Origin of the sequence: Cognatundibacterium luofuense (assembly GCF_018139685.1) — a bacterium.
GTDB classification, from domain to species: domain Bacteria; phylum Pseudomonadota; class Gammaproteobacteria; order Burkholderiales; family Burkholderiaceae_D; genus Undibacterium; species Undibacterium luofuense.
This window is the reverse complement of record NZ_JAGSPN010000003.1, coordinates 257,806-280,893: the sequence shown is the minus strand read 5'-3', so window position 1 is coordinate 280,893 and position 23,088 is coordinate 257,806. Positions and strand designations below refer to the sequence as shown.

Here is a 23,088-nt window from a genome sequence, read left to right as displayed (position 1 = left end):
CTGCGATGTTTTATTCCTGTGCTTGTTCAGTCACTTGTTCTGCGAGCAAACTATTAAGATGCGGTAGCAGCGCTGCTGCCAGCCGTTCAGAAACCTCACCGCGGTATGCTTCTGCTGATAAATGGATATGCGCTGTTTCGGGTGGACAAGTGCGGGAATCCGTCCAGGCAGCTGGAAGATTGTCGCTGCGTTCTCCATCCGCCCAGTATTCATCCGGCTGAAAGTAATTCGCATTTGTCGTTTGTGGCTGTCCATTGGCTTGCAAACGCATATCCTGCCAGTAGCATTGTTGCGGACGTTGCTGCGCCAGCCGTCTGTACCCGTTGAGTACCACAGCATGTGCAGCCTTACTGTCATCCCACCAGTGCGTTGCTGCCATCAGTAGCCACGGTACGGCATCCCAGCGGGATTGCGGCATTTGCCGGTGGCAGGCAGCAAGATCTTTTCCCATCTGATCCAGCATCGAGCTGAACGCAGCCAGATGGCGCTGCGCCACATCGAGACCAGCATGGGCATCGCTTTCACCCTGACACCAGACCACACCCAGTAAGCGATTATCAGCATTGAGTGCCAGCGCAGTTCGTATGCGCTCTACGGTGTCCAGATACAAGGGCGAATCACTACCGCCCCAGCACATGGCGCCGTTGGAATTCTGATCCGGAACACCGGGATAGTGGTAAACCGCGCGTCCGGTCTGAGCACCGGGTTGCAGATACGGTCCTGCATCGTCAGGGGATAAATAGATGCCACGCTGTCCGGTCACCATGCCAGCGCCGCCATGCGCCTGTGGTACCAACAGAATTCCGGTGTCCTGTGGCAGTAGCGGCAGCAAACGACGGGCGATAAACAAACCGGGACCTATCGTACCGCTGTAACGCAGATTCGTATTGCCACGACGGTTGGCAAATCGCATGTCTTTCACATCATCCAGTACATGACCAGCGGGCAAGAGCTGATTCCAGCGGTCTTCCCAAGCACCATCCGGACGCATGCCGCGATAGCGGCCTAACTGGCAAATCCGTTCAGAAGTCTCCAGATCTGATGCCTCCGGCAGCGCTTCAGCGAAGCCCTGTGCATTAGATTGTCCGGCAATCACCAGCACGAACCAGCGGCGCGGTTTCATGATCGGGCTCCAGCCCAGTGCATGATGCCTGCGAGGCCGGCATCAGCACCGCAGCGTGCTGCGCTGATGACCGGAGCAGCCGGAATCGGTATACGGCTGAAAGCACGCTGTATGCGTTCCAGCATGCCGGGTGCCATGCCTACGCTGCCACCGATCACAATTTCCTGTAAATCCAGTGCCAGATGCTGACTCGCCAGCATGGCTGCCACCGCATCTGCCGCATGCTGAATCAGCCGCTCTGCTGCCGGATGCTGTTGCGCCAGCATAAACAGGCTGCGGCTGTCACAAGTTTCCCCCATTAAGGTACTGGCTTGCCTTGCCAGACCAGTACCGGAAGCAATCAGCTCCAGACAGCCGGTCTGGCCGCAACCGCAACGCAACTGACCATCCATACTCCTAATGTGTGAAGGAATATGGCCGATATGTCCGGCCAGACCCGCCTGCCCGGTACGCAAGCGATGGTTCAGCACCAATCCTCCACCTATCCCGGTCGATAAGGTAATGAACATCAGATCTGCCGGCCCGTTACCATCTTGCTGGCGCGCCAGATATTCACCCCATGCAGCAGCCTGTGCATCGTTCAGCATTACGACCGGTACATCGCAAATACTCCGCAAAATGTCTTGCAACGGAAGTCCGTTCCAGAACCCGATTATGTCGTGATTCACGGAATAAACCCTGCCCTGCTGCACATAACCGGTCGTCGCAACACCGATTTTCTGTATGCCTTCCCAGCCCTGCAAGAGGCTCGCCAGCAAGGGTTGCAAATCTTCTCGCTGACTCACCATCGGCAACTGACGACGCTCCAGTACTCTGCCGGATTGTGTCAGTGCAGCGGCGACTTTGGTGCCGCCTATATCCAGCGTTGCCAGCATCTCAGCCACCTTCAGCGGTTTGAAGTTCACGCAAGGCATCACCAAACCACGCGGTGACATGCTCAATACGGGTGATTGCCGATCCGACGGTGACGCTGAACGCACCTGCAGCCAGCGCGCGCTGCGCATCAGCCGGCGTCCGGATGCGCCCTTCCGCCATAACGCGAATACCGCGCTGTGCCAGCTGGCTGATCAGCAAGGTGTCCGGTGCCGACATATCCTGATCTCCGGTTTCAGCGGTATAGCCGGACAAAGTAGTACCAACCAGATCGCAACCGATATCCCAGGCCAGAATGCCATCCGCCAGCGTTGCACAGTCTGCCATCGCCAGACAGCCAGCTTGCTTCACTGCCTGAAACAAATGCTGAATTGATACCGGTCTGCCGCGTGCAGTCGCATCAAAGGCGATGATGGTCGCACCGGCACTGGCCAGACTTTTTACATCTTCCAGAAACGGGGTAATACGTACATCACTGTCCGTTAAATCGCGTTTGATAATGCCGGTAATACAGGCTTCCGGCAGCGCCTGGCGCACCAGACGTACATGCTCCGCGCCTTCAATGCGTACGCCTGCCGCACCCGCCTGCATCGCGGCAGCAGCCATCGCGACGACGATATCGGGCCGGTTCATCGGACTTTCCGGCAATGGCTGACAAGAAACGACCAGACCACCGGACAAACGCTGAATTTCCTGCTTCATACAGACTTTCCTTGTGCAAAATGGCAAATCACTTCAGATACGCTGGCTGACAGTGGCGGTGCGACTTTCTTTTCACGGCACACTGGCTGAGCATCAGGGCAACGGGTGTGAAATACACAACCCGGCGGCGGTGACAACGGACTCGGAATTTCGCCCTGCAGCAACTGCTCGCGCTGCAAACGACGGGCAGGATCTGCCACCGGAGAACTGGCCCACAACGCACGGGTATAAGGATGTTCGCCACCACTGGCGATCATGGCGCGACTGGTCAGCTCCATTTTCTGGCCCAGATACAGCACCAGTACGCGGTCACACATAATCTGTACCAGCGGTAAATCGTGTGAAATAAAAATAATCGTCAGTCCCAGTTGTTCTCTGAGACTCAGCAGCAGATTAATGATCTGGGCTTTGACAGAAGCATCCAGTGCTGCCACCGCTTCATCTGCAATCAGCACTTTGGGCTGCAATGCCAGTGCACGCGCAATCACCACCCTTTGTTTCTGTCCACCGGATAATTCATGCGGATAGCGGTGCAGCACGGATACCGGCAAGCCAACCAGTTTCAGCAGACGGGTAATTTCCTCGTGCTGTTCAATGCTGCTACCCAGATCATGCAGATAAAACGGTTCTCGCAGACTTTGCTCTATGGTCAGACGCGGATTCAGGCTGGCATTCGGATCCTGAAACACCATCTGAATTTCTTTACGCAGACAATTCTCATCACGACCACGATATTCACTCAGTGGCTTGCCGCGATAACGGATTTCACCGTCATCCGGTTTCAGCATCCGCATCGCCAGTTTGGCAATGGTGGACTTACCGCTGCCGGACTCACCGACTATACCCAGCACCTCACCCTGCATTAGCTGAAAACTGACGGCATTCACTGCTTTTACCCGTCGAACCGGACGGAACAATGAAGCTTTCCCGGCATAACTGACACTGATCTGATCGAATTCCAGTAAGACTTGTGGGCTGGCAGACGTCATTGCGCTCATGCTGCTACTCCTTGTGGCTGAGGGGTGGTATGCCGCCAGTGATGGCATGCCACCGAATGTTCCGGCGCAACGGCTGCGGTCTTGGGCAATTGCTGATGGCATAAAGAACTGGCGTGCTCACAACGGTTAGCGAAGCGGCATTGCCGGTGCTCGCCGGTCACGCTTTCCACTTGTCCCGGAATGCCACTGAGTACGGCATCCGGGGCCGGACGCGGAATCGCCGCGAGTAAGCCCCGTGTGTACGGATGCACAGGCTGACTGAAGATTTGCTGCACCGTACCGCTTTCCACAATGTGACCGCCGTACATCACCGCAACCCTGTCAGCGATTTGAGCCACGACGCCCATATCGTGCGTAATGAAAATCACACCCATGCCTGTGGCTTGCTGCAATTCACGAATCAGTTGCAGGATCTGCGCCTGTATCGTCACATCCAGCGCAGTGGTCGGTTCATCAGCAATCAGCAGACGCGGTTCACAAGCCAGTGCAATTGCAATCATCACGCGCTGACGCATGCCGCCGGATAACTGATGCGGATACTGCTTCGCCCGTGTTTCCGGATCAGAAATACCCACCAGCTTCAGCAGCTGCACCGCTTTTGCCATCGCTGATTTTTTATTCGCGACACCATGCACCGTGATCGCTTCCGCAATCTGGTCTGCAACGGTCTGAAGCGGATTCAGTGATGTCATTGGCTCCTGAAAAATCATGCTGACGGCTTTGCCGCGTAACGCCTGCTTCTGTGCTTCCGTACCCCGTACCAGATCGGCAAACTGGCCTGCACCGGTTTGCAGTTTTGCCTTACCGGTAGTGACTGCATTTGCGCCAAGTAAGCCCATCAGAGAAAATGATGTGACAGACTTACCGCAACCGGATTCGCCGACGATCGCCAGCGTTTCTCCCTGCCTTACCTGAAAACTGATATCGCTGACTGCGACCACGGTGCCAGCCGGTGTGGCGAATGAGGTACGCAATTGCTGCACATCGAGAATGACCTGCGTTTCATCGGACATGGCTGACACCTTCTGATTAATGCAGTAAACCGGTTTCGGTCAGGATCTGACGGATCTTTTCCACGCCTGCATCCGGAATCAGCTGATTCGGACGGCTCATGTGGCGGTGGCTGATCAGTCCCATTAAGTGCATGGCCGTTTTAAAACCACCAACGCCGGAAGCATTCGGGCTGGTGTGTGGCACACCCTGGAACACGATCTGGAACACGCGGATCAAGCGCTCCTGTTCAGCACGCGCTGCATCCCAGTCACCACGTTGCGCCGCTTCATACAAACGCACATAGCCAGCCGGATCCACATTTCCCAGACCCGGTACATTGCCATGTGCACCACCTAACAAGGCGTAATCCACGGTGGTTTCCGAACCGGTCAGTATTGAAAAGTCAGGCTTATCTTCAAAGTCCTTCATGACCATGCGCATATTGCCATCATCGCCGCTGCTGTCTTTCAGACCGCAAATCAGCTTTTGCTCATACATGCTCATCAGTGTTTCGCGGCTCAGTTTTAATTGCGTACAAACCGGAATGTCATACGCCACAATCGGCAAATCCACTGCTTCGCGTATCATCGAAAAATGTACGATGGTTTCGTTCTGGCTGGTACGCGGATAAAACTGCGAAGTCACGACCAGACCATCGACGCCCAGTTCTTTTGCCTGACGGGCGTTTTCAATCACTCGGTCAGTAGTCGGATCCATCACGCCACACACCGCAGGTACTGCGCCGTTTGCTTCATCCAGCGCAATACGGATTGCGTCAGCACGTTGTTTTGCATTCAGAAATACCACTTCGGATGTGGAACCGAGCAGGAATAAGCCATGTACACCGTTATCAATCAAATGACGAATCACTTTGCGCAGACTGACTTCATCCACCTGATAGTCAGGCGTCAGAGGGGTAACGACCGGCGGCACAATGCCGTGCAGTTTCAGAGCGGACATAGATTTATTCCTTTAAAGATTTAGGATCGAAAGACTGACGCAGGCCATCACCAATAAAATTGACAGACAACGCCGTGAGGACAATCAGGATTCCGGATGGCAGCCAGATCCACGGATTTTGCTGAAGCACGGAGGCTTCACGGGCAATACTGATCAGGCTGCCCCAGCTCGCATCCGGTAGCTGCACACCCAGCCCCAGAAAACTCAGACCGGCTTCAGCCATGATGGCCGACACGAAACCGAGTGAAAAAGACACCACCAGTACATCCATGGTGTTTGGCAGACAGTGCCGCAATAACAGGTAAGTGTGACCAGCGCCGAGGGTGCGCGCCGCAGCCACATATTCCATTTCACGGATAGTCAGAATCCGTGCACGCACCAGGCGGCAAATCAGCGGCCACGACAATAAGCCAATCACCACAATGGTTTTTTCCGTACCGGGACCGAGCACCGCAGCCAGCGTCATCAGTACGATAATCGGCGGGAAAGTCATGACCATATCGACGAAACGCATGATCAGGTTGTCGATCCAGCCGCCGAAGTAACCGGCCAGCGCACCAAGAAAGGTGCCAATCAGCAAAGCCAGACTGACACTCAGCACTCCGACCATCAGCGACACACGCCCGGCTGCAAAAGTCCGTGCCAGCATGTCACGGCCGGTCTGATCGGTTCCCAGCCAGTGCAGTTTGCCGGGTGCCTGCAAGGTAGCTTCCAGATCAATCGCATTCGGATCTGCATGAAATAACCAGTCGGAGCATAAACACAGCAGACTGATCAGACCGAAGATCAGCAGTCCGGCCATCGCCGGGCGGTGCTTACGGAACTTTTGCCAACGCATGGCAGTAACACTAGACATAATTTCCTCTGATGTAAGACAGGTTTCAGGTTGCATCTTCCCCTGCCGGCCTGAAAACAGGCCTGACATACAGTGCAATACAGGTTGAAGCGAAAGGTTCAGCGCAAGGTAATGCGCGGGTCGATCCGTGAGTAAATCAGGTCGGTCAGCATATTGATGATCAGAATCACGACCGCCATCACCAGCGTAATTCCCATAATCAGCGGGTAATCTCGGCTCTCAATGCCATCGAGGAACAGCATGCCCATGCCCGGCCACGAAAAAACGGTTTCGATAAACACTGCACCGCCGATCAACGCACTGAAATTCGCACCGATCACGGTAATAATCGGAATCAGGGTGTTCGGGAAAGCGTGACGGAATAAGACTTGCTGCGGGCTTAAGCCTTTGGCACGGGCAGTGCGGACATAATCCTGGCTCATGGTTTCCAGCAATCCGGCGCGGGTGTAACGCATCAGGATGCCGATAAACTGCAGGGACAACACCATCGCAGGCATGGCAAGGTGGTACAGAATATTGCGCCAGCTTTCATCACCGGGATCGGTATAACCACCGGACGGGAACCAGCCCAGCTGCAGCGCAAACACATACATCGCAATAATGCCCACCAGAAAAGCAGGACTGGAAATTGAGATATACGCCAGTACAGACAGCACATGATCAGGCCAGCGGCGGTAAGCACGCGCAGAAATCAGGCCGGTCAGCACGCCGAGCAAAGCGCCCATACCCAGACCTGCAACGGTCAGCAAGCCGGTCGGGACTGCACGGCGTGCGATTTCCTGCAATACCGGAGAACCGTCTTTGTAACGCAATCCCAGCTCGCCATGTGCCACCTGCTGCAGCCAGCTGACAAAACGCAGCGGCAAAGGCTGATCCAGTCCCATTTCGTGGCGCAGCACTTCTTTTTGTTGATCGGTGAGCACCGCAGTCGGCGGTACAAAAGCGTCAACCGGATCTCCGGGCGCCATATTCATCAATACGAACACCACCACCAGAATCGCAAACAGCGTGGGGATGTTAACAGCAAGGCGGTTCAGCAAATAAGTCCACATGATGTCTTCAGCCAGATCAAATCGTCAGCCGGATTGCAAACACACGTTGTACGGATGCAGCCTGTATAACGGGAGAGTTGCATTTGCAATACGGTAAAAAGCAGTTCAGCGCAGGGTCCAGTTTTCCGGACTGTCCTGATAGCGACCACCGCCGGGCGATGGTGTCCATACAAAGTTCGTTACGTTCTTTGTATAGCCGCCATAGCGGTTTGCCACCCACAACGGTATCCACGGCAATTGCTGATTCGTAATGCGGCACAATTGTTTGTAAATATCATTGCGCTTGCCGTCATCCGTTTCCGCCTGACCGGCATCAAATAATTTATCCAGCTCAGGAATACGGACACGCATACGGTTCACACCTTTTGGCGGTGCATACGAAGAGTGCAGCAGTGGCATCAGGGATGCAGGATCCGGGCCATTACCGGCACCGGCGAACACCATACTGAACTTACCGGCATCGACAATTTGCCCGTAAGTCGGCGCATCCACAAAACGCGGTTTCACCGTGACACCGATTTGTCCGAACATCACTTGCAGGCTGGCGACCACATCTTTGGATAACTGATCGCTGTAATACGTCAGCAATTCCAGTGGTTCTCCGTGATTCAGCTTGCTCCAGCCCGCTTCCTCCAGCAAAGCTTTTGCTTTGCTCAGATTCATGTCATAGCTGTTTGCATCCTGCGGAATATATTTTGGTGAACTCAGCACGCAGTTGCTGGCAACTGCGCTGCCTTTATAAATGTTTTTGACAATCGCGGCGCGGTCAATCGCGTACAGCAAAGCCTGACGCACACGCACATCTTTAAAACGCGGATCCTGATTATTTAAACCGATATAGTTCAGCACCATCGATTGACCCGAAATCACCTGCACATTTTTTCCGGCACCGTCGCGTATCTGATCCTGGGTTAAATAGCTGTAATTGATTTCGCCTGCAGCCAGCGCAATCGCCGCAGAACTGCTGTCTTTAAAATAGCGATTGACCAGACGGTTAATTTTCGGCTTGCCACGGAAATAATCCGGGTTTGCCAGCAATTCGACATACTGATCCGGCACGTATTTATTCCATTTAAACGGGCCGGTACCAACCGGCGATTTCCACCAGTCTGAGGTACGTAATTCTTTGGCGGTGAATTTGGACAGCAAATGATTCGGCAGCATCATCACATTGGTCAGTGCATCCGGCAGCGATGCATCCATGTTCAGCAACTCCAGCACCACAGTATGTTCATCCGCGACGCGGATATTCACTACATCGGCAAAGCGCACGGCAAACACACTGGCCATGTCCGGATCTTTGATCAGCCCCAGCGTGAATTTCACATCGGCTGCAGTGAACGGTGCGCCGTCATGCCAGTGCACACCTTTACGCAGCTTGATGGTAAAACTCTTACCATCTTTAGAAAACGACCAGCTTTCCGCCAGATCGCCGGATATTTTCTGAAACGCTGGATCATACAGCGTCAACGTGTTAAAATATTTATTATAAAATCCAAAACCGGCAGATGCCGTCAGCGGATTAAACTTCTGCGGGTTGCCTTGTGGCCCCACATCAAACGCACCGGTAAACACGGTATCTGCAGCCGCTGCGGGCAAACTTACCTGCAAAAGTGCGGCCAGAGCCGCTGACAGCGCAATGCTGCCAGTACCACGATAAGTCAACATAAGTCTCCTATCCTATTCAGGCTTGGTGGATTGAGCGAACTGAGTCGCCCGATGCGCTATCCGGACTAACGCATCATGCAACTCCTTTGGGATATCGTTTAAAGATGGATTCAAAGTGACCGAGATGGGCTTTCAGTAAACCGGCTTCATCTTTGGTTTCCAGCATATTCACGATAGAAAGATGGTCATTGGCAGTCGCTTCAGCTGCCCACGGATCCGTATTCGCCGGTCCGCTTTGTTTAAGCATGTTATTGAAGATATTCCAGAACAAATCAATCAGCGCCAGCAAGAAACGGTTGTCGAGGCAGCGGTACATTTCCGCGTGAAACTCGCGGTCTTCGTCTGCAAAACTTTCATTCTGACGTGCTTTTTCCAGCATTTTCTCTGCCAGACGACGCAGTTTCAGTGTGTTTTCCGGCTGAATATTTTTAACCACAGAAGCAAGCGCCCCGACTTCTAAATACGTCCGCACATACAGCAGATCGCTGATTTGTGAATCATTGGTAATCATCGAATACGGCAGATTTTCCAGAATCGAATCAAAGGTAAAAGGCTTCACATAAATGCCTTCGCCATGGCGTGATTCAATAATGCCGAGTGATTCCAGCGCTTTCACCGCTTCACGCAGCGACGGGCGGCTGATCCCCAGTTCTTCCGCCAGCTTACCTTCCGGTGGCAGCGCATCACCCTCACGCAGATTATTCTTTTCGATGTACTGCTTAATTTCGCCCTGCGCTAATTTGTATGCAGGAATTTTTGTCGCCATATCGACCTCGGACTGTAAGAATTTTAAATAAGAGTCATTATTTTCTAATTAACTGACATGTCTGACAACAACCAGTTTTCCAGCACCGGTACGCCATCCTGACTGTCACCTCCGGTCAGCAAAATGCCTTCCGGAAGTACAAAACTGCATCCGTGCGCACGACCAGCGGGCAGATTTCCTGCCAGTTGCCAGCCTTCTCCAGTCCGCACGAAGCATTCGTCTGACCAGCGTTTTTCCAGACCCCGATGCGCGAACAGGCTGCCCGCCTGATAGTTTTTCGCAGCACCGGGAAAGTACGTTCCGCCGGCAAACAGCGGGGTTTGCTGTAACAGCCCCGCAAACGGCGATGCAACACCATCGCCCTGTCCAAACACCTTACCACCACTGACCTGCTCTGTTGCCAGCACTTCGCAGTTTGATGTATCCAGACAAACCACAGCGTTACGACGCAAGCCCGGTTTGACTTCACCCGAAATCAGCCAGGCCAGATCAGACTGCTGTATCAGGCCACTGCCGCAAGTCGCCAGTAAAGGATTTTCTGCAATGACATCGAGACAGGCCGTGCGCGTATCGAAGCGGCGCAAGCCTGTATTCCAGTGGAAACCGGCGATTTCCCGTGCCATGTAATCTGAACGGAACCGCTCTTTATCTTCCGCTGTCAGGCTGCTCATACGAATGCAAAAATCATCAAACTGACCACGATGATAACCACCGGCCACCATCAGACCGCGCTGCGGATCGGCAAACGCAACCGCGCCCAGAAAATCGCTGTGCTGTTCAAACGGCATACAATGCCAGACATCCTGCAGCATGTCATAAGCCCAGATGCGGGTACTCTGACGCATGCATCCGCTGCGCTGATCCAGAATACTGCCTCCCAGCACAAAGATACGATCCTGTATCGTCACGCAAGCGGCTTGCTGCGGTGCTTCCGCCGGAAAAGGTGCCAGCGACACCCAGCCAGCCCCCGTATTCGTGACATCCAGCCCGAACCATGCCTGACCGGCGCTGCCCAGTCCGGCAAACAAGCGTGTGCCGCTTTGCCCGCTGGCACCGCTGACCACCGCCACTGGCAGTGCTGGAAGCATGGTTTCAGACTTCATCATGAAATAATCCGTGTATAGAGAAAGTACCGTTGAGAATGATCTTCTCAGATCTGATGTAAGATGTCAAATATCTGAACTGCTAAATCTTCATCTTTTTTTGTGCCTGTTTCTGATGCGCAACAGCCATAAAGATACAGAAGAAGCCAGCAAGGTACGCCGTTCAGATTTTCGTAGCCGCAAAGCCTAGGATGCCAGTATGTCTTGTCGTGTGCATTGCCTTAGCTGATCACCCGCAACATCCGGTGTTGTCAGTAATCATTCGCTTCATACGGAGCCCGAAACGGGCATTTTCGGGCCTAAATGCGGAGTCTGGCATAGCGATCCGGCGGTCGTCGGCAGAAAGTCCGGGCCTCCGTGAAAGTGAAATGACGATTTCTGCAGAGTGACCAGCGCTTTCACCGCCTTCCCCGATCGTATATGACAAGCAGATGCAGCGCCGTTCATCCGAATTGCCCTGCAAGTCAGCCCGTTTGCCCAAAATCGACGGTTTACTCCAGCTTTTCAGCATTATCAAAAACAACACATCCGGTATCATCGCGCTTGTTTTTAATTTTCTGACAAGCCAATGGCGCCATTGTTTTCACTGATACTGCTATCAACTGCAGGCGCACTGCTGCTGGCCTGCATCTTTTTTATTGCACTGGCCTTCAACGCACCGCGTAAAGCCTTCCGTATCACACTGGCATTTATCAGCGGCGCCGTATTCGCCGAATTACTAACTTTGGGTATATGCGCCGTGTTTCTTCCGCCGACACTGGAACAGACAGCGCATGTGAACCTGTATCTGGGGGCGATGGCAATCACACCACTGCTCGGTGGCGGCCTGATGCTGCGCTTTGCGCGCAAGCGGCACTTACTGGAAAGCTGATCCTTTCCTTCACGCAGCGATCTGCCTGCACAAATAAAAAACGCTGGCATACCAAGCCAGCGTTTTTTGTCGGGAGACAGCGTTCAGATCAGGCTGTCAGCGCGGTGTACTTTGTATCGACAACGCGATACTGCGCGATATCACTGATCAGCTGATTCACATACGGTACAGCGCCAGTCAGGCGAAACGACATCCAGCGATTCAGGCGGATACGCAAACCTTTTTCCGCACCCGAAGTAACCAGCGAAACCGGCGCGATTTGCTCCACTGCAATCATCGTGTCTGCTGTCAGATCAATGCGGGTCTCAAACATGCCCTGACGAATCACCAGCAGCTTACGTTCCACCATCGCATACGCCTGTCCGGACGGCACCGGCGCATCACCATTTGCCGGATCACGGCGCCACTCTTTCAGCTGCCGCAGCGCACGCCAGCCCAGCCAGCACAGCGCCAGTACCAAACCAGCCAATTCCGCTCCCGCTGGCCGGTGTCCTCTGAGCACACCTGAGTAAAACACCGCCATAAATGCAGAGAACGTGAGCAATTCAGTCAGAACAAACCTGACCACCGCCTGTACCGCAAAAGCCTTCGCTGAAATCTGAATTTTACGCATTGAAATATGCACAAAGTGATAACAAGCGCGAACATACACCTGCAATATGTGTTTGGCAAGATATTTCCCTCAGAGCAATGCATTCTTTCTGCAAGAAGGCCGCAGAAGCGCCCCACATCACCTACAATACCGCCTTCGGCGGGCCTGTTGCCTGCCAGTTTTTGTAAAGCATTCCATGTCAGACACACTCTCCTTCAGTTCCCTTCCCTTACAAGCCGCCCTGCTCGACAATCTGGCCAGCCTTGGCTATGAGCAAATGACGCCGATTCAGGCGGCGGCCTTGCCGGTCATCCTGCAGCAACGCGATCTGATTGCACAGGCAAAAACCGGTTCCGGTAAAACGGCGGCATTCGGGCTGGGTTTGCTGAATAAGCTGAACCCGACTTACTTTGCAGTACAGGGTCTGGTGATTTGTCCGACGCGCGAACTGGCCGATCAGGTCGCTAATGAATTACGCCGTCTGGCGCGCCGTATCGAGAACGTCAAAATCGTCACGCTGACCGGCGGCATTCCTATGCGTCCGCAAATCGCCTCGCTGGAATTCGGTGCGCACATTGTCGTTGGTACGCCGGGTCGCCTGATTGATCACATCAGCCGTGGCACGCTGCGACTGAATGCCATTCAGACGCTGGTTCTGGATGAAGCAGACCGCATGGTGGACATGGGCTTTTACGATGATATTTACGATATCGCCGCTGCCTGCTCGCCACGCCGTCAGACGCTGCTGTTCTCGGCAACCTATCCGGATGACATCCGCGCCGCCAGCGAACAATTGCTGAATCAGCCGGAAGAAATTCAGGTCGAAGTACAACACAGCGCAAATCAAATCCAGCAATGGTTTTTTCAGACCACGCCGGAACAGCGCAATGCCGCCGTCGGCCGCTTACTGCAACACTATCAGCCTGCATCCAGCATTGCGTTTTGTAATACCAAAATTCACTGCCGCGAATTAACCGAAGAATTGCATGCACAAGGCATCAGCGCACTGGCTCTGCATGGCGACATGGAACAGCGTGACCGCGATGAAGTACTTATCCGCTTCGCCAATCAAAGCTGCTCAGTACTGGTCGCAACCGACGTTGCCGCACGTGGTCTGGATATTCAGAATCTCGGCGCTGTGATTAATGTCGATGTGTCGAAAGACAGCGAAGTACACATCCACCGCATTGGCCGCAGCGGCCGCGCCGGTGAACAGGGCCTGGCGCTGACACTGGTCACGCCCGGCGAAAAGAAATGGGTACGTAATATCGAAGAATACAGCGGCGAACAGGCGCAATGGCTGGAGCTGGACAGCCTCGACATCAATAACGATGCCCCGCTGCAGGCACCGATGATGACGCTGTGTATTCAGGCCGGTAAAAAAGACAAAATGCGCCCCGGCGACCTGCTCGGCGCACTGTGCGCCGACCTCGGTCTGCAAAAAGCGCAAGTCGGCAAAATCAACGTCGGCGACTTCGTCACCTTCGTCGCCATCGAACGCAGCATCGCCGAAGACACACTGGAACGCCTGTCCCGCACCCAGATCAAAGGCCGCCAGTTCCGTATGCGCATGGTGGGCTGAGGCGAACGCGGGTTGATCGCCGTTTAGCATTTAATAAAAAGGGAGCTGATATCAGCTCCCTTTTTATCTTAGATTTTCCAGATTCGATCCGGCATTTAACCAAGCCGAATTGAAACGCAGACTGCCCCCTGATTGTCAGTCAGACCGGCGCCGTAATGTCCTTTCAGATCGTCGTTAATACATAACTCCAGATTTCCGCTATAGCCTGCAGGCAGACTTACCGGACCATCGCCGATTAGTATGACTTTTCCGCCCTCTCCGCCGATGCGTCCCATCAAAGCACCCATGTTCGCCTGCAGGTCAGCATCGACCGAAGGATAACCAGGCTGCGTCATGATGAGTCCGGGGCAGCCAGCTGCGCCATATAAGTTCCCGTTATTGGTATACGGATCAGCAGTCCATTTGCCGGACAAATACTCTACCTTTATTTTGCTATCCGCATGCACTGCAAGCCCCGTATCTTGCCAGGCTTGATTCGCTTGTACGGTATAGTCGATGGTATAGTCGATTGCTGTTGCACCCAGTGTCAGCTGTACAAAACCAATCAGCGGAAAATTCTCTTGCGCATTCCACGGAATCGCCGGTGGATTGCTGGTGTACCAGTATGTGTCGGGATTCGCAAATCCTTGCAAGCGATCCGTAAATCCGCTGGCATAGGCATAAGTGTATTGAGAAACTGCATACAAATACGGATCGTATTCAAGCGGATTGTTGCTGATTCCTGCACCTATCCAATGACTTAGTTTTCCCTGTGTGGCTGCCAGCGAAAGCAGAAAGAAAAGCTCACCGGTCTTGATTCCGGAAACCGTATCCGCACTGAATATCATGCCGTACAAATTCGTATTTGTGTTCTTCGCATGATCCGCAATATTGGTTGCGCTGTTACTCCAGCCGAAGACAATCCCCGCCATCAGATCGCCGACGATGCGTCCACTCAGATCGTTATAAATTCCGTTGGTCGCGTACGCGCTTCCCTGAGTGCTTTCCGATGGCACAACAACATAGGCGGGATTATTCCCGTAAATACCTGTTCCCGCATTCATCGCGGCATTCGTAATGTAGATCGAAAACGTTCCGCTCACCGTGCCGCTGCCGGTCATCAGCACGCCTGCTGTTCCTTGGGGAATTTCCAGACTGGTCAGAGTCGGATCGCTGTCAGGATTCAGATCTGCCTGAAATGTTGCCGTTAATGTATAGCTTTGCTGCTGATCGAATCCACTTAATTGTCCCGTTATGGCAGGCGCACCGGAGTAACCAAACAGCACACCGTTCAGCTCAGATTTTGCCGGGAGCCCGGTTGCAGGGCTGGTGTAATCGGCAATATTTAACGGTGTCTGGCTGGTTGAGGTTTGCAGCGCAGCCAGCAATGCAGTCCAGTCGTGATAACTGGATGGTGACGCGGAAGCTGACATAATCCGGCAAATGCCGTTCTCATTCGAAATCACTGCATCAGGAACCTGCGCTGCGACCAGACTGACAATTTCCGGGCTGGCACTGACCGGATTGACCGAAGTGGCAAGCAAGGCTGCGCCTGTCGTCGCATCCCGCAGCATAGTACCTGCAGCGGCTGAAATACCATCCACGTAAGAAAGATCAATATTGCTCGAATTGCTTGGCAACACCGTTGCTTCAAAAACGATGTAAGGCACATTGCCCGGCTGCCCCGGATTTGGCGAAGCCGTTAATGCAGCGGCGCCATAGTTCACATAAATACGCCCGTTAAAATTATCCAGTGAAAATGTGTATTGCAGCGGGTTGCTGCTGAAGTAAGGAAGGCTGACTTCAGCCTGCATCGCACTCAGTTGAAACGACTGCCAACTGGCGTCTGTGCAAGCGATCCCGCCCACCGTATCGGAGGTCGTCATACTACCGTCAAAGCTGACCCAGATTTGTTCTGGCGTATAAAGCTTTTGATTGTTATTGATGATAAATGTAGTCGCAACCATGTTCATTTTCCTTCATCAAGGTGAGGTTACCGGCAGCGCGGCAAACACGCTGGAGAGCGCGTTTGCAGTCAGTTGCAATCATCGTGCCACGCCTGCCAGTTCACCTCCCGCTGCAGCGACAGCAACAGAATCCCCTGCACTGGAAAGTAAATTGACATGTCAGAACCGCAGATTACATACCCTTCACAAGGAAATTACTATGCCAATATCCGCATTGATGTTTTCCGGACAGCCAGACTTTCTGCCGACGACCGCCGGATTGCCATGCTGAAATCGGCATTTGGGGTGTAAAACAGGGTTTTTGAGCCGGATGAGGTGTGCTGGTGGACTGAACTGGCTCGCCAGCCTGAAATACAGTCAGGGAAAAGCTGCAACTTGCTGGTTTATCTTCCCGCGATGAGCCGCTCTGACTCGCTCAGCTCTGCGCTGACCTCAGCGTACTCTCCTGCTTCTGTTGATTCGTTCTTCGCGGATTGCTGTTCATGGTCCGCTCCTCCGTATTCATCCGATTGGCAGTGACATTTGCATCATGAAAGAAAGATTCACTTCTTTGTTGCAAATGATAATGATTCGCATTTATAATGCATACACATGATCGCCGGTGTGATGTTGTTTGCTGTCGTTGCACTGGTCATGGGTCAACACGCTCCGCTGTTACTCAGGCGCTGTTGTGCTGAACAGGCCGGGGATCTCCCTCACTCTTCCCGGCTCAGCGCAATTCAATGCGATACGGTGCAGCTTTCGGTGGCTGCTTCCCTGCCCTCACAGGTGAAGCAGCCATTCTCCTGTTGACCTTTCTCCGGATTGCCAGCCCTGTGCCAGCCACATTTGAAATTTTCAGGAAAGAAGATGATTCAGAAAACTTCGATGGCGGCGGCAATTGCGCTGGCCTTGACTCCCTTATCTGCAGGCGCACAAAGCGTGCAGACCACGATTACCACGCAGGAAATGGAACAGGCGCAGCAGCGTCCTGAGCAGATTTTGCAGGATATTCATGTGCGCACCACTCGCAGTGCCGGTGACCGGCGCCAGCAGGCCGTGACGGTAACGCAAAGCGAAACCGAGCAGATAGAACGCGCACAAACCGGACGGCTGGCGGATTTGTTCAGCATGGAACCGGATCTGAGCGTGCGTGCCGCGACGCCGCGTTTTACGGCGGCAGGCAGTGCATTTGGTCGTGCCGGTCAGGAAAGCATCAATATCCGCGGTCTGGAAGACAATCAGGTCTTACTGATGAGCGACGGTGTACCGTTGCCGAACAGTTTCAGTTTCGGTGCGTTCAGTACCGGTCGCGGTGCGTATCTGAATACGGATGCGCTGAAGTCGGTGGAAGTGCTGCGCGGTCCGGCGTCGATGCAGCATGGCAGTGATGGTCTGGCCGGCGCGGTGAGTTTCCGTACTATCGATCCGGATGACTTTATTTCTGAAAAGCAGCGTTTCGGTGGTTTTCTGCGCAGTGGTTACAGCAGTCTGGACCGCAGCTGGTTCAGCAGCGGCGCAGTGGCATGGCAGGCTGGTGAAACGAAAAACTTAATCTTCGTCAGCCGCCGCACAGGGCATGAAGTGGCGAATCAGGGCGATGATGCCAGCCCGGACAGCCGCCGTACCAAACCGAATCCTACCGATACCAGTGGCCGCTATCTGCTGGCAAAAAGTCAGTGGCAATTCCATCCGCAACAACGGTTTGGCATCACGCTGGAAGCACTGCGACAGGAAATTGACAGCAATGTGCTGAGCGGCCGCGCGACTGCGCCATATCGCAGCAACAGCGTGATTGGTTTAACTGCCGATGATGAAACGCGGCGTGACAAAATTGCACTCGAACACCGCTGGCAACCTGCCGGTTTGCGCTGGCTGCAACAGGCAGACAGTCGGCTCAGTTATCAGAAATCGTCAGCGCGTCAGTTCAGTCTGGAAGACCGCTACACCGATCCTGATCGTGTGCGCGATAACCATTATGAAAACCGTGGCTGGCATTTTTCTACAACTGCTCAGGGCGAAATGGCCAGTGCGCCGGTCAGTTATGGTCTGGACTGGAGCCGTACGCAGGTTTCAGCGCTGCGCGATGGCGTGACGCCGCCGACGGGCGAAACCTTCCCTTCCAAACCGTTTCCGGATACGCAGTACACCGTCGCCGGTGCGTTCTGGCAGGGAGACTGGCAAGCCGGTACGTTCCGCATTCAGCCCGGTGTGCGTCTCGATCATTACAAGCTGAGTCCGGATGCGGCCGGTTACAGCGGTAAAACCGTTACGCTCAGTGATCAGGCAGTCAGCCCGCGTCTGGGGCTGGTATGGCAATTGCAAAAGGCACATCAGGCTTATTTCCAGATCGCACAGGGCTTCCGCGCACCGTCGCCGGATCAGGTAAATAACGGTTTCAGCAATCCGGTAATGGGTTACGAAACCCGTGGTAATCCGGATTTGCGACCGGAAACTGCGCACAGTCTGGAGCTGGGTATGCGCGGTCAGGTTAAAGGCTTGCGTTATCAGTGGGCGATGTACCGCAATACTTATGATGACTTCATCAAACAGCAAGTTACCGGCGGCAGCGGCAGACCGGGCGATCCGATGATTTTTCAGTACATCAATCTGCAGCAAGCCACGATACGCGGCGCAGAACTGCGACTGGACTGGCAAATTGATCCGGTCTGGCGCTTACAGGGCGCATGGGCGCAGGGGCGCGGCGAGACGACACAAGGCAGCCAGCGTGATCCGCTGGAAACCATCAATCCGGCCCGGCTGCAAACCACGCTGCATTACAACCAGAATGCACTGAGCGGCTGGCTGCAGATTCAGCATCAGCGCGGCAAAGCCTTGTCGGATATTCCGGTGGCTGCCACACCGGCTTTCGCACCGGGTGCATTCACGACGCTGGATATCGGCACTGCATGGAAACTGGCGCAAGGCTGGACGCTGCAGGCGCAGATCAGCAATCTGACTGACCGCAAATACTGGCGCTGGGCCGATGTGCGCGGCGTCGCCGACAGCAGCACCGTGAAAGATGCTTATACCGCACCGGGACGCCAGTTCCTTCTCAGCTTACGTTACGACTTCAGGAGCAGCCATGAATAACAGCTTGAACATTCCCCGTTTGTTTACCGAAATGCGCCGCGCCCAGAAAAAGCGGCACCGCGATATTGCGCTGGAACTCGGTATCAGCGAAGCAGAACTGATTGCAGCGCACAGCGGCGTGATGACAGATGATGACGCGATCAGTCTGCGTGCAGTACGTCTGCAAGCGCGCTGGCCGGATCTGATAAAAACGGTGGAAACGCTGGGCAAGGTGATGGCCTTAACCCGTAATGAAGCCTGTGTGCATGAGAAAAAAGGGGTATATCACCACAGCAGCGTCAACGGCCAGACCGGTCTGGTGCTGGCGGGTGATATCGATCTGCGGATTTTTTATCAGCACTGGAGCAGTGGCTTTGCGGTTCAGGAAGAACTGGCCGACGGCACGCAGCGCAGCCTGCAATTCTTTGACCGCAGCGGCGTAGCGATACACAAAATTTTTCTGCAACCGGAAAGCAATCTGCAGGCATTTGATGCACTGATCATGGCTTTCGCCGATGACCATGCCGCGCCATTGCAGATACAGGCTGCCGCACCGCGCGCCGAGGCCACTCTGCCCGACAATTTTGACAATGCTGCGTTCCGTGATGCCTGGCGTTCACTGCGTGATACGCATGACTTTTTCAGTATGCTGCGTCAGTTTAAGATCAGCCGCACACTGGCGTTGCGCGAAGCCGGTGTTGATTATGCGGAACAGCTGGATACTGCCGCCGCCAGTGATGTTTTACTGGCCGCTGCACAAGAGCAAGTACCGATTATGGTATTCACCGGCAATGCCGGCATGATTCAGATTCACAGCGGCCCTGTCAGCAAGGTGCTGCCTACAGGCCCGTGGATCAATGTGCTGGATGCCGGCTTCAATTTACATCTGCGTACTGATCTGATTGCGGAAGCATGGATAGTGCGCAAACCAACGACGGACGGGCTGGTGTGCTCGCTGGAATTGTTTGATGCACATCACGAACTGATTTGTATGCTGTTTGGTGAACGAAAACCGGGACAGGCGGAACGCTGCGAATGGCGTGCCCTGCTGGATCAAATGCGGACGGAGCATCTGTTATGCAAAGCATGAATCCACGCCGTCGTTTTCTGATGCAGGCAGGTGTGTTCGGAATCGCGGGTGCTGCACCTGCGCTGTGGCAAACCGCATCCGCACAATCCGAATCCGGCAATCTGAAACGTATCGTCTGTATCGGCGGTGCGATCACTGAAATTGTGGTCAGGCTGCAGGGTGAAGCAGGTATTGCGGGCGTGGATACCACATCGAACTTTCCGGCATCGCTGCAAAAGTTGCCGAATGTAGGCTATGCCCGCAAATTATCTGCCGAAGGCATCCTGAGCCTGAGCCCGCAACTGGTGATTGCCAGCCATGAAGCGGGACCGTCTGCGGTATTACGTCAGATTGAAGGCGCAGGCATTCGCGTCCACCAGATACCGGAAATCCGCAGCTTTAAAGATTTACTAAGCACCATCGCCCTGCTCGGACAATTGTTGCAGCGGCCAGCGCAGGCACAGCAGTTGCAGCAACAACTGACGCAGGAATGGGCGCAGGTACAAAACCCCGCCGCTCAACCAACGACCAAAGCGCGCGCATTATTTGTGATGGCCCATGCACCGGGACAAGTCATGCTGGCCGGACGCGATACCCATGCGCACACCATCATGGAATACGCCGGTCTGCAGAATGCCTTTGCAGATGTCAGCGGTTACAAAGCCATCAATGCAGAAGCCCTGATTCAGAGTGCGCCGGATTTGCTGATCGCGACAGAACAAGGCGTTAAGACGCTCGGCAATCAGTCTGCACTGCTCAGCTTACCCGGCATGGCGCAAACACCGGCTGCACGCCATCAGCGCGTCGTGGTGCAGGAAGCTATGCTGATGCTGGGTTTCGGTCCGCGTCTGCCGCAAGCGGTGAACAGTCTGCGCGAAGCGGCGCAGCAGCAAATGCGCAAGCGGAGCAACTGATGGCAATGGCTTTTACCGCAGCGCATCGTTCAGTCAGCAGCGGACGTCACTGGCCATTGTATTCACTGCTGAGTGCCTTACTGATTATGACTGCCCTGGCGGCCGGTGCGGTGCATCTGCAATGGCCTGTGCTGGCTGATGCCAGTCTGCAAGCGCTGCAACACTGGCTGGGCTTGGCAGAAGCGCCGTCCGCAATGCAAAGCAGTCAGTTGTATGTGTTCTGGTTTATGCGTCTGCCGCGTGTATTGTTTGCATTACTGGCCGGTGCGGCACTCGGTTACAGCGGAGGCTTATGTCAGGGCTTGTTTCGCAATCCGCTGGCTGATCCCGGCTTACTGGGTGTTACCACCGGCGCTGCCTGCGCCGCGGCATTAAGCATCGTGTTTATCGGCAATCTGCCGTGGCCGGTATCACCGGCTTTACGCGGCTGGATACTGCCGGTGGCGGCGTTCAGCGGCGCACTGCTGACTTGTTTATTGCTGGATGCCGTCGCACGCTGGCTGACGCCGGGTTCAGTTACCGGATTACTGCTGACCGGTATTGCGATGAATGCGCTTGCGGCAGCGGTCATCGGTATCTGCACTTATCTGAGTACCGACGAGCAGTTACGCAATTTGTCGTTCTGGACACTGGGTTCGCTGAGCGCAGCCAGCTGGCCTGCATTGCTGGCGTTAAGCATGATTCTGCTGTTATCGCTGCACAGACTAAAACACACAGCACAAGCCTTAAATGCAATGTCGCTGGGTGCGCAGACCGCAGCGCACAGCGGTGTGAATATTGCAGCCTTGCGCTGGCGTGTAATTCTGACGGTGGCAGTGCTGACCGGTGTGGTGATGGCCTGGTGCGGCGCTATCGGTTTTATTGGTCTGATCGCCGCTCATCTGGTTCGTATGCAACGCGGGGCGGATCAGCGCATTGTGTTACCGGGTGCGATGTTGTCCGGTGCTCTGGTACTGCTGCTGGCTGATACGCTGGCACGTACTCTGGCGCTGCCTGCTGAAATTCCGGTTGGCATTCTGACTGCCTTATGCGGCAGTCCGGTCTTACTGTGGCTGCTGTACCAGAGCCGCCAGCGCCTTTACTGAAAGCGGATATGCACTCGATTCAGAACGAACAACAGACTGCCGCCAGACTGATGATCCGTTGCGCAGGCTGGCAACAGGGTCAAGCGACGATGGGCCCGTTTGTGCTGCAGGTACGCGGTGCCGAACGCATCGCGATTCTCGGCCCTTCCGGCGCGGGGAAAAGCAGCCTGCTGAAAGCCTTATCCGGCGATCTTCCAGCGCTGCACAAATCCGTATTTCTGAATGGCGAAGACTTTCAACAGTACTCAGCACAAGCACTGGCAGAGCATCGTGCAGTACTGATGCAGAGTCATCAGATGGCATTTTCTTTGCCGGTAGAATTGGTGATTTCGCTGGGACGTATTGCGCGTGATGCTGACTCGCATCAGCAGGAAGTTGTACGTCAGGCAGCGCAACTGGCGGAAGCTGCTCACTTGCTGCAGCGTCAGTACAACAGCCTTTCCGGCGGTGAACAGGCGCGGGTGCAACTGGCACGGGTATTTGCCCAGCTCTGGGACAGGCAGGGAGCGATCATTCTGGTGGATGAACCGGTCAGCGCACTGGACCCTGGTTTGCAATCTGAATTACTGCATCGCTTACAGCAATTCGCAAGCGAGCGTCACCATGCCGTGATTGCAGTCTTGCATGATGTGAATCAGGCGCTACAGTATTTTGAACGCCTTTGGATGATCAGGGATGGTCAGTTAATGGCCGATTGCCCGGCCACGCTGCAGGCTGTACCGCAACTGGAACAGCTGTATCAGACCGGCTGGCAAGTGTTACGCAGCGCCGATGGTGAAACCGTACTGCACTGCATTCCGCCACACCGTCGGAAAAAAATCGCAGCGCCGGTGATTTCTTTTCATTGCCGCCAGCAGCAATCACAGGCACACCAGGGGTCATGA

Annotated in this window: 20 protein-coding genes; 7 read left to right on the top strand and 13 right to left on the bottom strand. The window is 54.4% G+C overall.

The window, feature by feature from the left end; translation table 11 throughout:
- Positions 1 to 10: 10 nt before the first annotated feature.
- The 11 genes from KDM89_RS06580 to KDM89_RS06530 all read right to left on the bottom strand — a co-directional run bounded on the left by KDM89_RS06580 (position 11) and on the right by KDM89_RS06530 (position 11,097).
- Entirely contained in the window at positions 11 to 1,123 is a 1,113-nt protein-coding gene (locus KDM89_RS06580) for a sialate O-acetylesterase family protein (protein ID WP_212687138.1), read from the bottom strand.
- Positions 1,120 to 2,058 (bottom strand): ROK family protein, encoded by a 939-nt coding sequence (locus tag KDM89_RS06575; protein ID WP_212687137.1) that lies wholly within the window; start codon positions 2,056 to 2,058, stop codon positions 1,120 to 1,122. The genes KDM89_RS06580 and KDM89_RS06575 overlap by 4 nt, the downstream gene beginning before the upstream one ends.
- Entirely contained in the window at positions 2,000 to 2,698 is a 699-nt protein-coding gene (locus KDM89_RS06570) for an N-acetylmannosamine-6-phosphate 2-epimerase (protein WP_212687136.1), read from the bottom strand. The genes KDM89_RS06575 and KDM89_RS06570 overlap by 59 nt, the downstream gene beginning before the upstream one ends.
- On the bottom strand, positions 2,695 to 3,696 hold the full coding sequence (locus tag KDM89_RS06565) for an ABC transporter ATP-binding protein (RefSeq protein WP_212687135.1): 1,002 nt from the start codon (positions 3,694 to 3,696) through the stop codon (positions 2,695 to 2,697). Before KDM89_RS06565 ends, KDM89_RS06570 begins: the two co-directional genes overlap by 4 nt.
- Entirely contained in the window at positions 3,693 to 4,709 is a 1,017-nt protein-coding gene (locus tag KDM89_RS06560) for an ABC transporter ATP-binding protein (RefSeq protein ID WP_212687134.1), read from the bottom strand. Before KDM89_RS06560 ends, KDM89_RS06565 begins: the two co-directional genes overlap by 4 nt.
- A 16-nt stretch (positions 4,710 to 4,725) precedes the next feature.
- A complete protein-coding gene (locus tag KDM89_RS06555; protein WP_212687133.1) occupies positions 4,726 to 5,649 on the bottom strand; it encodes a dihydrodipicolinate synthase family protein in 924 nt (307 codons plus the stop codon).
- A gap of 4 nt (positions 5,650 to 5,653) precedes the next feature.
- The gene (locus KDM89_RS06550; RefSeq protein ID WP_212687132.1) at positions 5,654 to 6,505 is read right to left on the bottom strand and encodes an ABC transporter permease; all 852 of its coding nucleotides are present in this window, start codon (positions 6,503 to 6,505) and stop codon (positions 5,654 to 5,656) included.
- A 98-nt stretch (positions 6,506 to 6,603) separates the two neighbouring features.
- Positions 6,604 to 7,557: an ABC transporter permease gene (locus KDM89_RS06545; protein WP_212687131.1), complete on the bottom strand. Its 954-nt coding sequence runs from the start codon at positions 7,555 to 7,557 to the stop codon at positions 6,604 to 6,606.
- 105 nt (positions 7,558 to 7,662) lie between these two features.
- Complete coding sequence (locus KDM89_RS06540) at positions 7,663 to 9,225, bottom strand: ABC transporter substrate-binding protein (protein WP_212687130.1); 1,563 nt, start codon at positions 9,223 to 9,225, stop codon at positions 7,663 to 7,665.
- A gap of 73 nt (positions 9,226 to 9,298) precedes the next feature.
- Positions 9,299 to 9,991 (bottom strand): FadR/GntR family transcriptional regulator, encoded by a 693-nt coding sequence (locus KDM89_RS06535; protein WP_212687129.1) that lies wholly within the window; start codon positions 9,989 to 9,991, stop codon positions 9,299 to 9,301.
- A 44-nt stretch (positions 9,992 to 10,035) separates the two neighbouring features.
- Complete coding sequence (locus KDM89_RS06530) at positions 10,036 to 11,097, bottom strand: hypothetical protein (protein WP_212687128.1); 1,062 nt, start codon at positions 11,095 to 11,097, stop codon at positions 10,036 to 10,038.
- Between the two features lie 565 nt (positions 11,098 to 11,662).
- Here KDM89_RS06530 and KDM89_RS06525 point away from each other — a divergent pair.
- The gene (locus KDM89_RS06525) at positions 11,663 to 11,965 is read left to right on the top strand and encodes a hypothetical protein (RefSeq protein ID WP_212687127.1); all 303 of its coding nucleotides are present in this window, start codon (positions 11,663 to 11,665) and stop codon (positions 11,963 to 11,965) included.
- An 88-nt stretch (positions 11,966 to 12,053) separates the two neighbouring features.
- Here the strand turns inward: KDM89_RS06525 and KDM89_RS06520 are convergent, their stop codons facing one another.
- Entirely contained in the window at positions 12,054 to 12,578 is a 525-nt protein-coding gene (locus KDM89_RS06520) for a hypothetical protein (RefSeq protein ID WP_212687126.1), read from the bottom strand.
- A gap of 175 nt (positions 12,579 to 12,753) precedes the next feature.
- Here KDM89_RS06520 and dbpA point away from each other — a divergent pair, with 175 nt between their 5' ends.
- Positions 12,754 to 14,139: an ATP-dependent RNA helicase DbpA gene (dbpA, locus tag KDM89_RS06515; RefSeq protein ID WP_212687125.1), complete on the top strand. Its 1,386-nt coding sequence runs from the start codon at positions 12,754 to 12,756 to the stop codon at positions 14,137 to 14,139.
- 95 nt (positions 14,140 to 14,234) lie between these two features.
- Here the strand turns inward: dbpA and KDM89_RS06510 are convergent, their stop codons facing one another.
- On the bottom strand, positions 14,235 to 16,085 hold the full coding sequence (locus KDM89_RS06510; RefSeq protein WP_212687124.1) for a hypothetical protein: 1,851 nt from the start codon (positions 16,083 to 16,085) through the stop codon (positions 14,235 to 14,237).
- An 849-nt stretch (positions 16,086 to 16,934) separates the two neighbouring features.
- Here KDM89_RS06510 and KDM89_RS06505 point away from each other — a divergent pair.
- From KDM89_RS06505 to KDM89_RS06485, 5 genes are read left to right on the top strand one after another with little or no spacing between them, the layout of a single operon-like run.
- Positions 16,935 to 19,157 carry a TonB-dependent hemoglobin/transferrin/lactoferrin family receptor gene (locus KDM89_RS06505; RefSeq protein ID WP_212687123.1) on the top strand — a complete coding sequence of 741 codons (2,223 nt, stop codon included), beginning with the start codon at positions 16,935 to 16,937 and terminating at the stop codon, positions 19,155 to 19,157.
- Positions 19,150 to 20,226, top strand: a complete 1,077-nt coding sequence (locus KDM89_RS06500; protein WP_212687122.1) for a hemin-degrading factor — start codon at positions 19,150 to 19,152, stop codon at positions 20,224 to 20,226. Before KDM89_RS06505 ends, KDM89_RS06500 begins: the two co-directional genes overlap by 8 nt.
- A complete protein-coding gene (locus KDM89_RS06495) occupies positions 20,214 to 21,119 on the top strand; it encodes a heme/hemin ABC transporter substrate-binding protein (RefSeq protein ID WP_212687121.1) in 906 nt (301 codons plus the stop codon). Before KDM89_RS06500 ends, KDM89_RS06495 begins: the two co-directional genes overlap by 13 nt.
- The gene (locus KDM89_RS06490) at positions 21,119 to 22,204 is read left to right on the top strand and encodes a FecCD family ABC transporter permease (RefSeq protein ID WP_230427702.1); all 1,086 of its coding nucleotides are present in this window, start codon (positions 21,119 to 21,121) and stop codon (positions 22,202 to 22,204) included. The genes KDM89_RS06495 and KDM89_RS06490 overlap by 1 nt, the downstream gene beginning before the upstream one ends.
- Entirely contained in the window at positions 22,168 to 23,088 is a 921-nt protein-coding gene (locus KDM89_RS06485) for an ATP-binding cassette domain-containing protein (RefSeq protein WP_212687120.1), read from the top strand. The genes KDM89_RS06490 and KDM89_RS06485 overlap by 37 nt, the downstream gene beginning before the upstream one ends.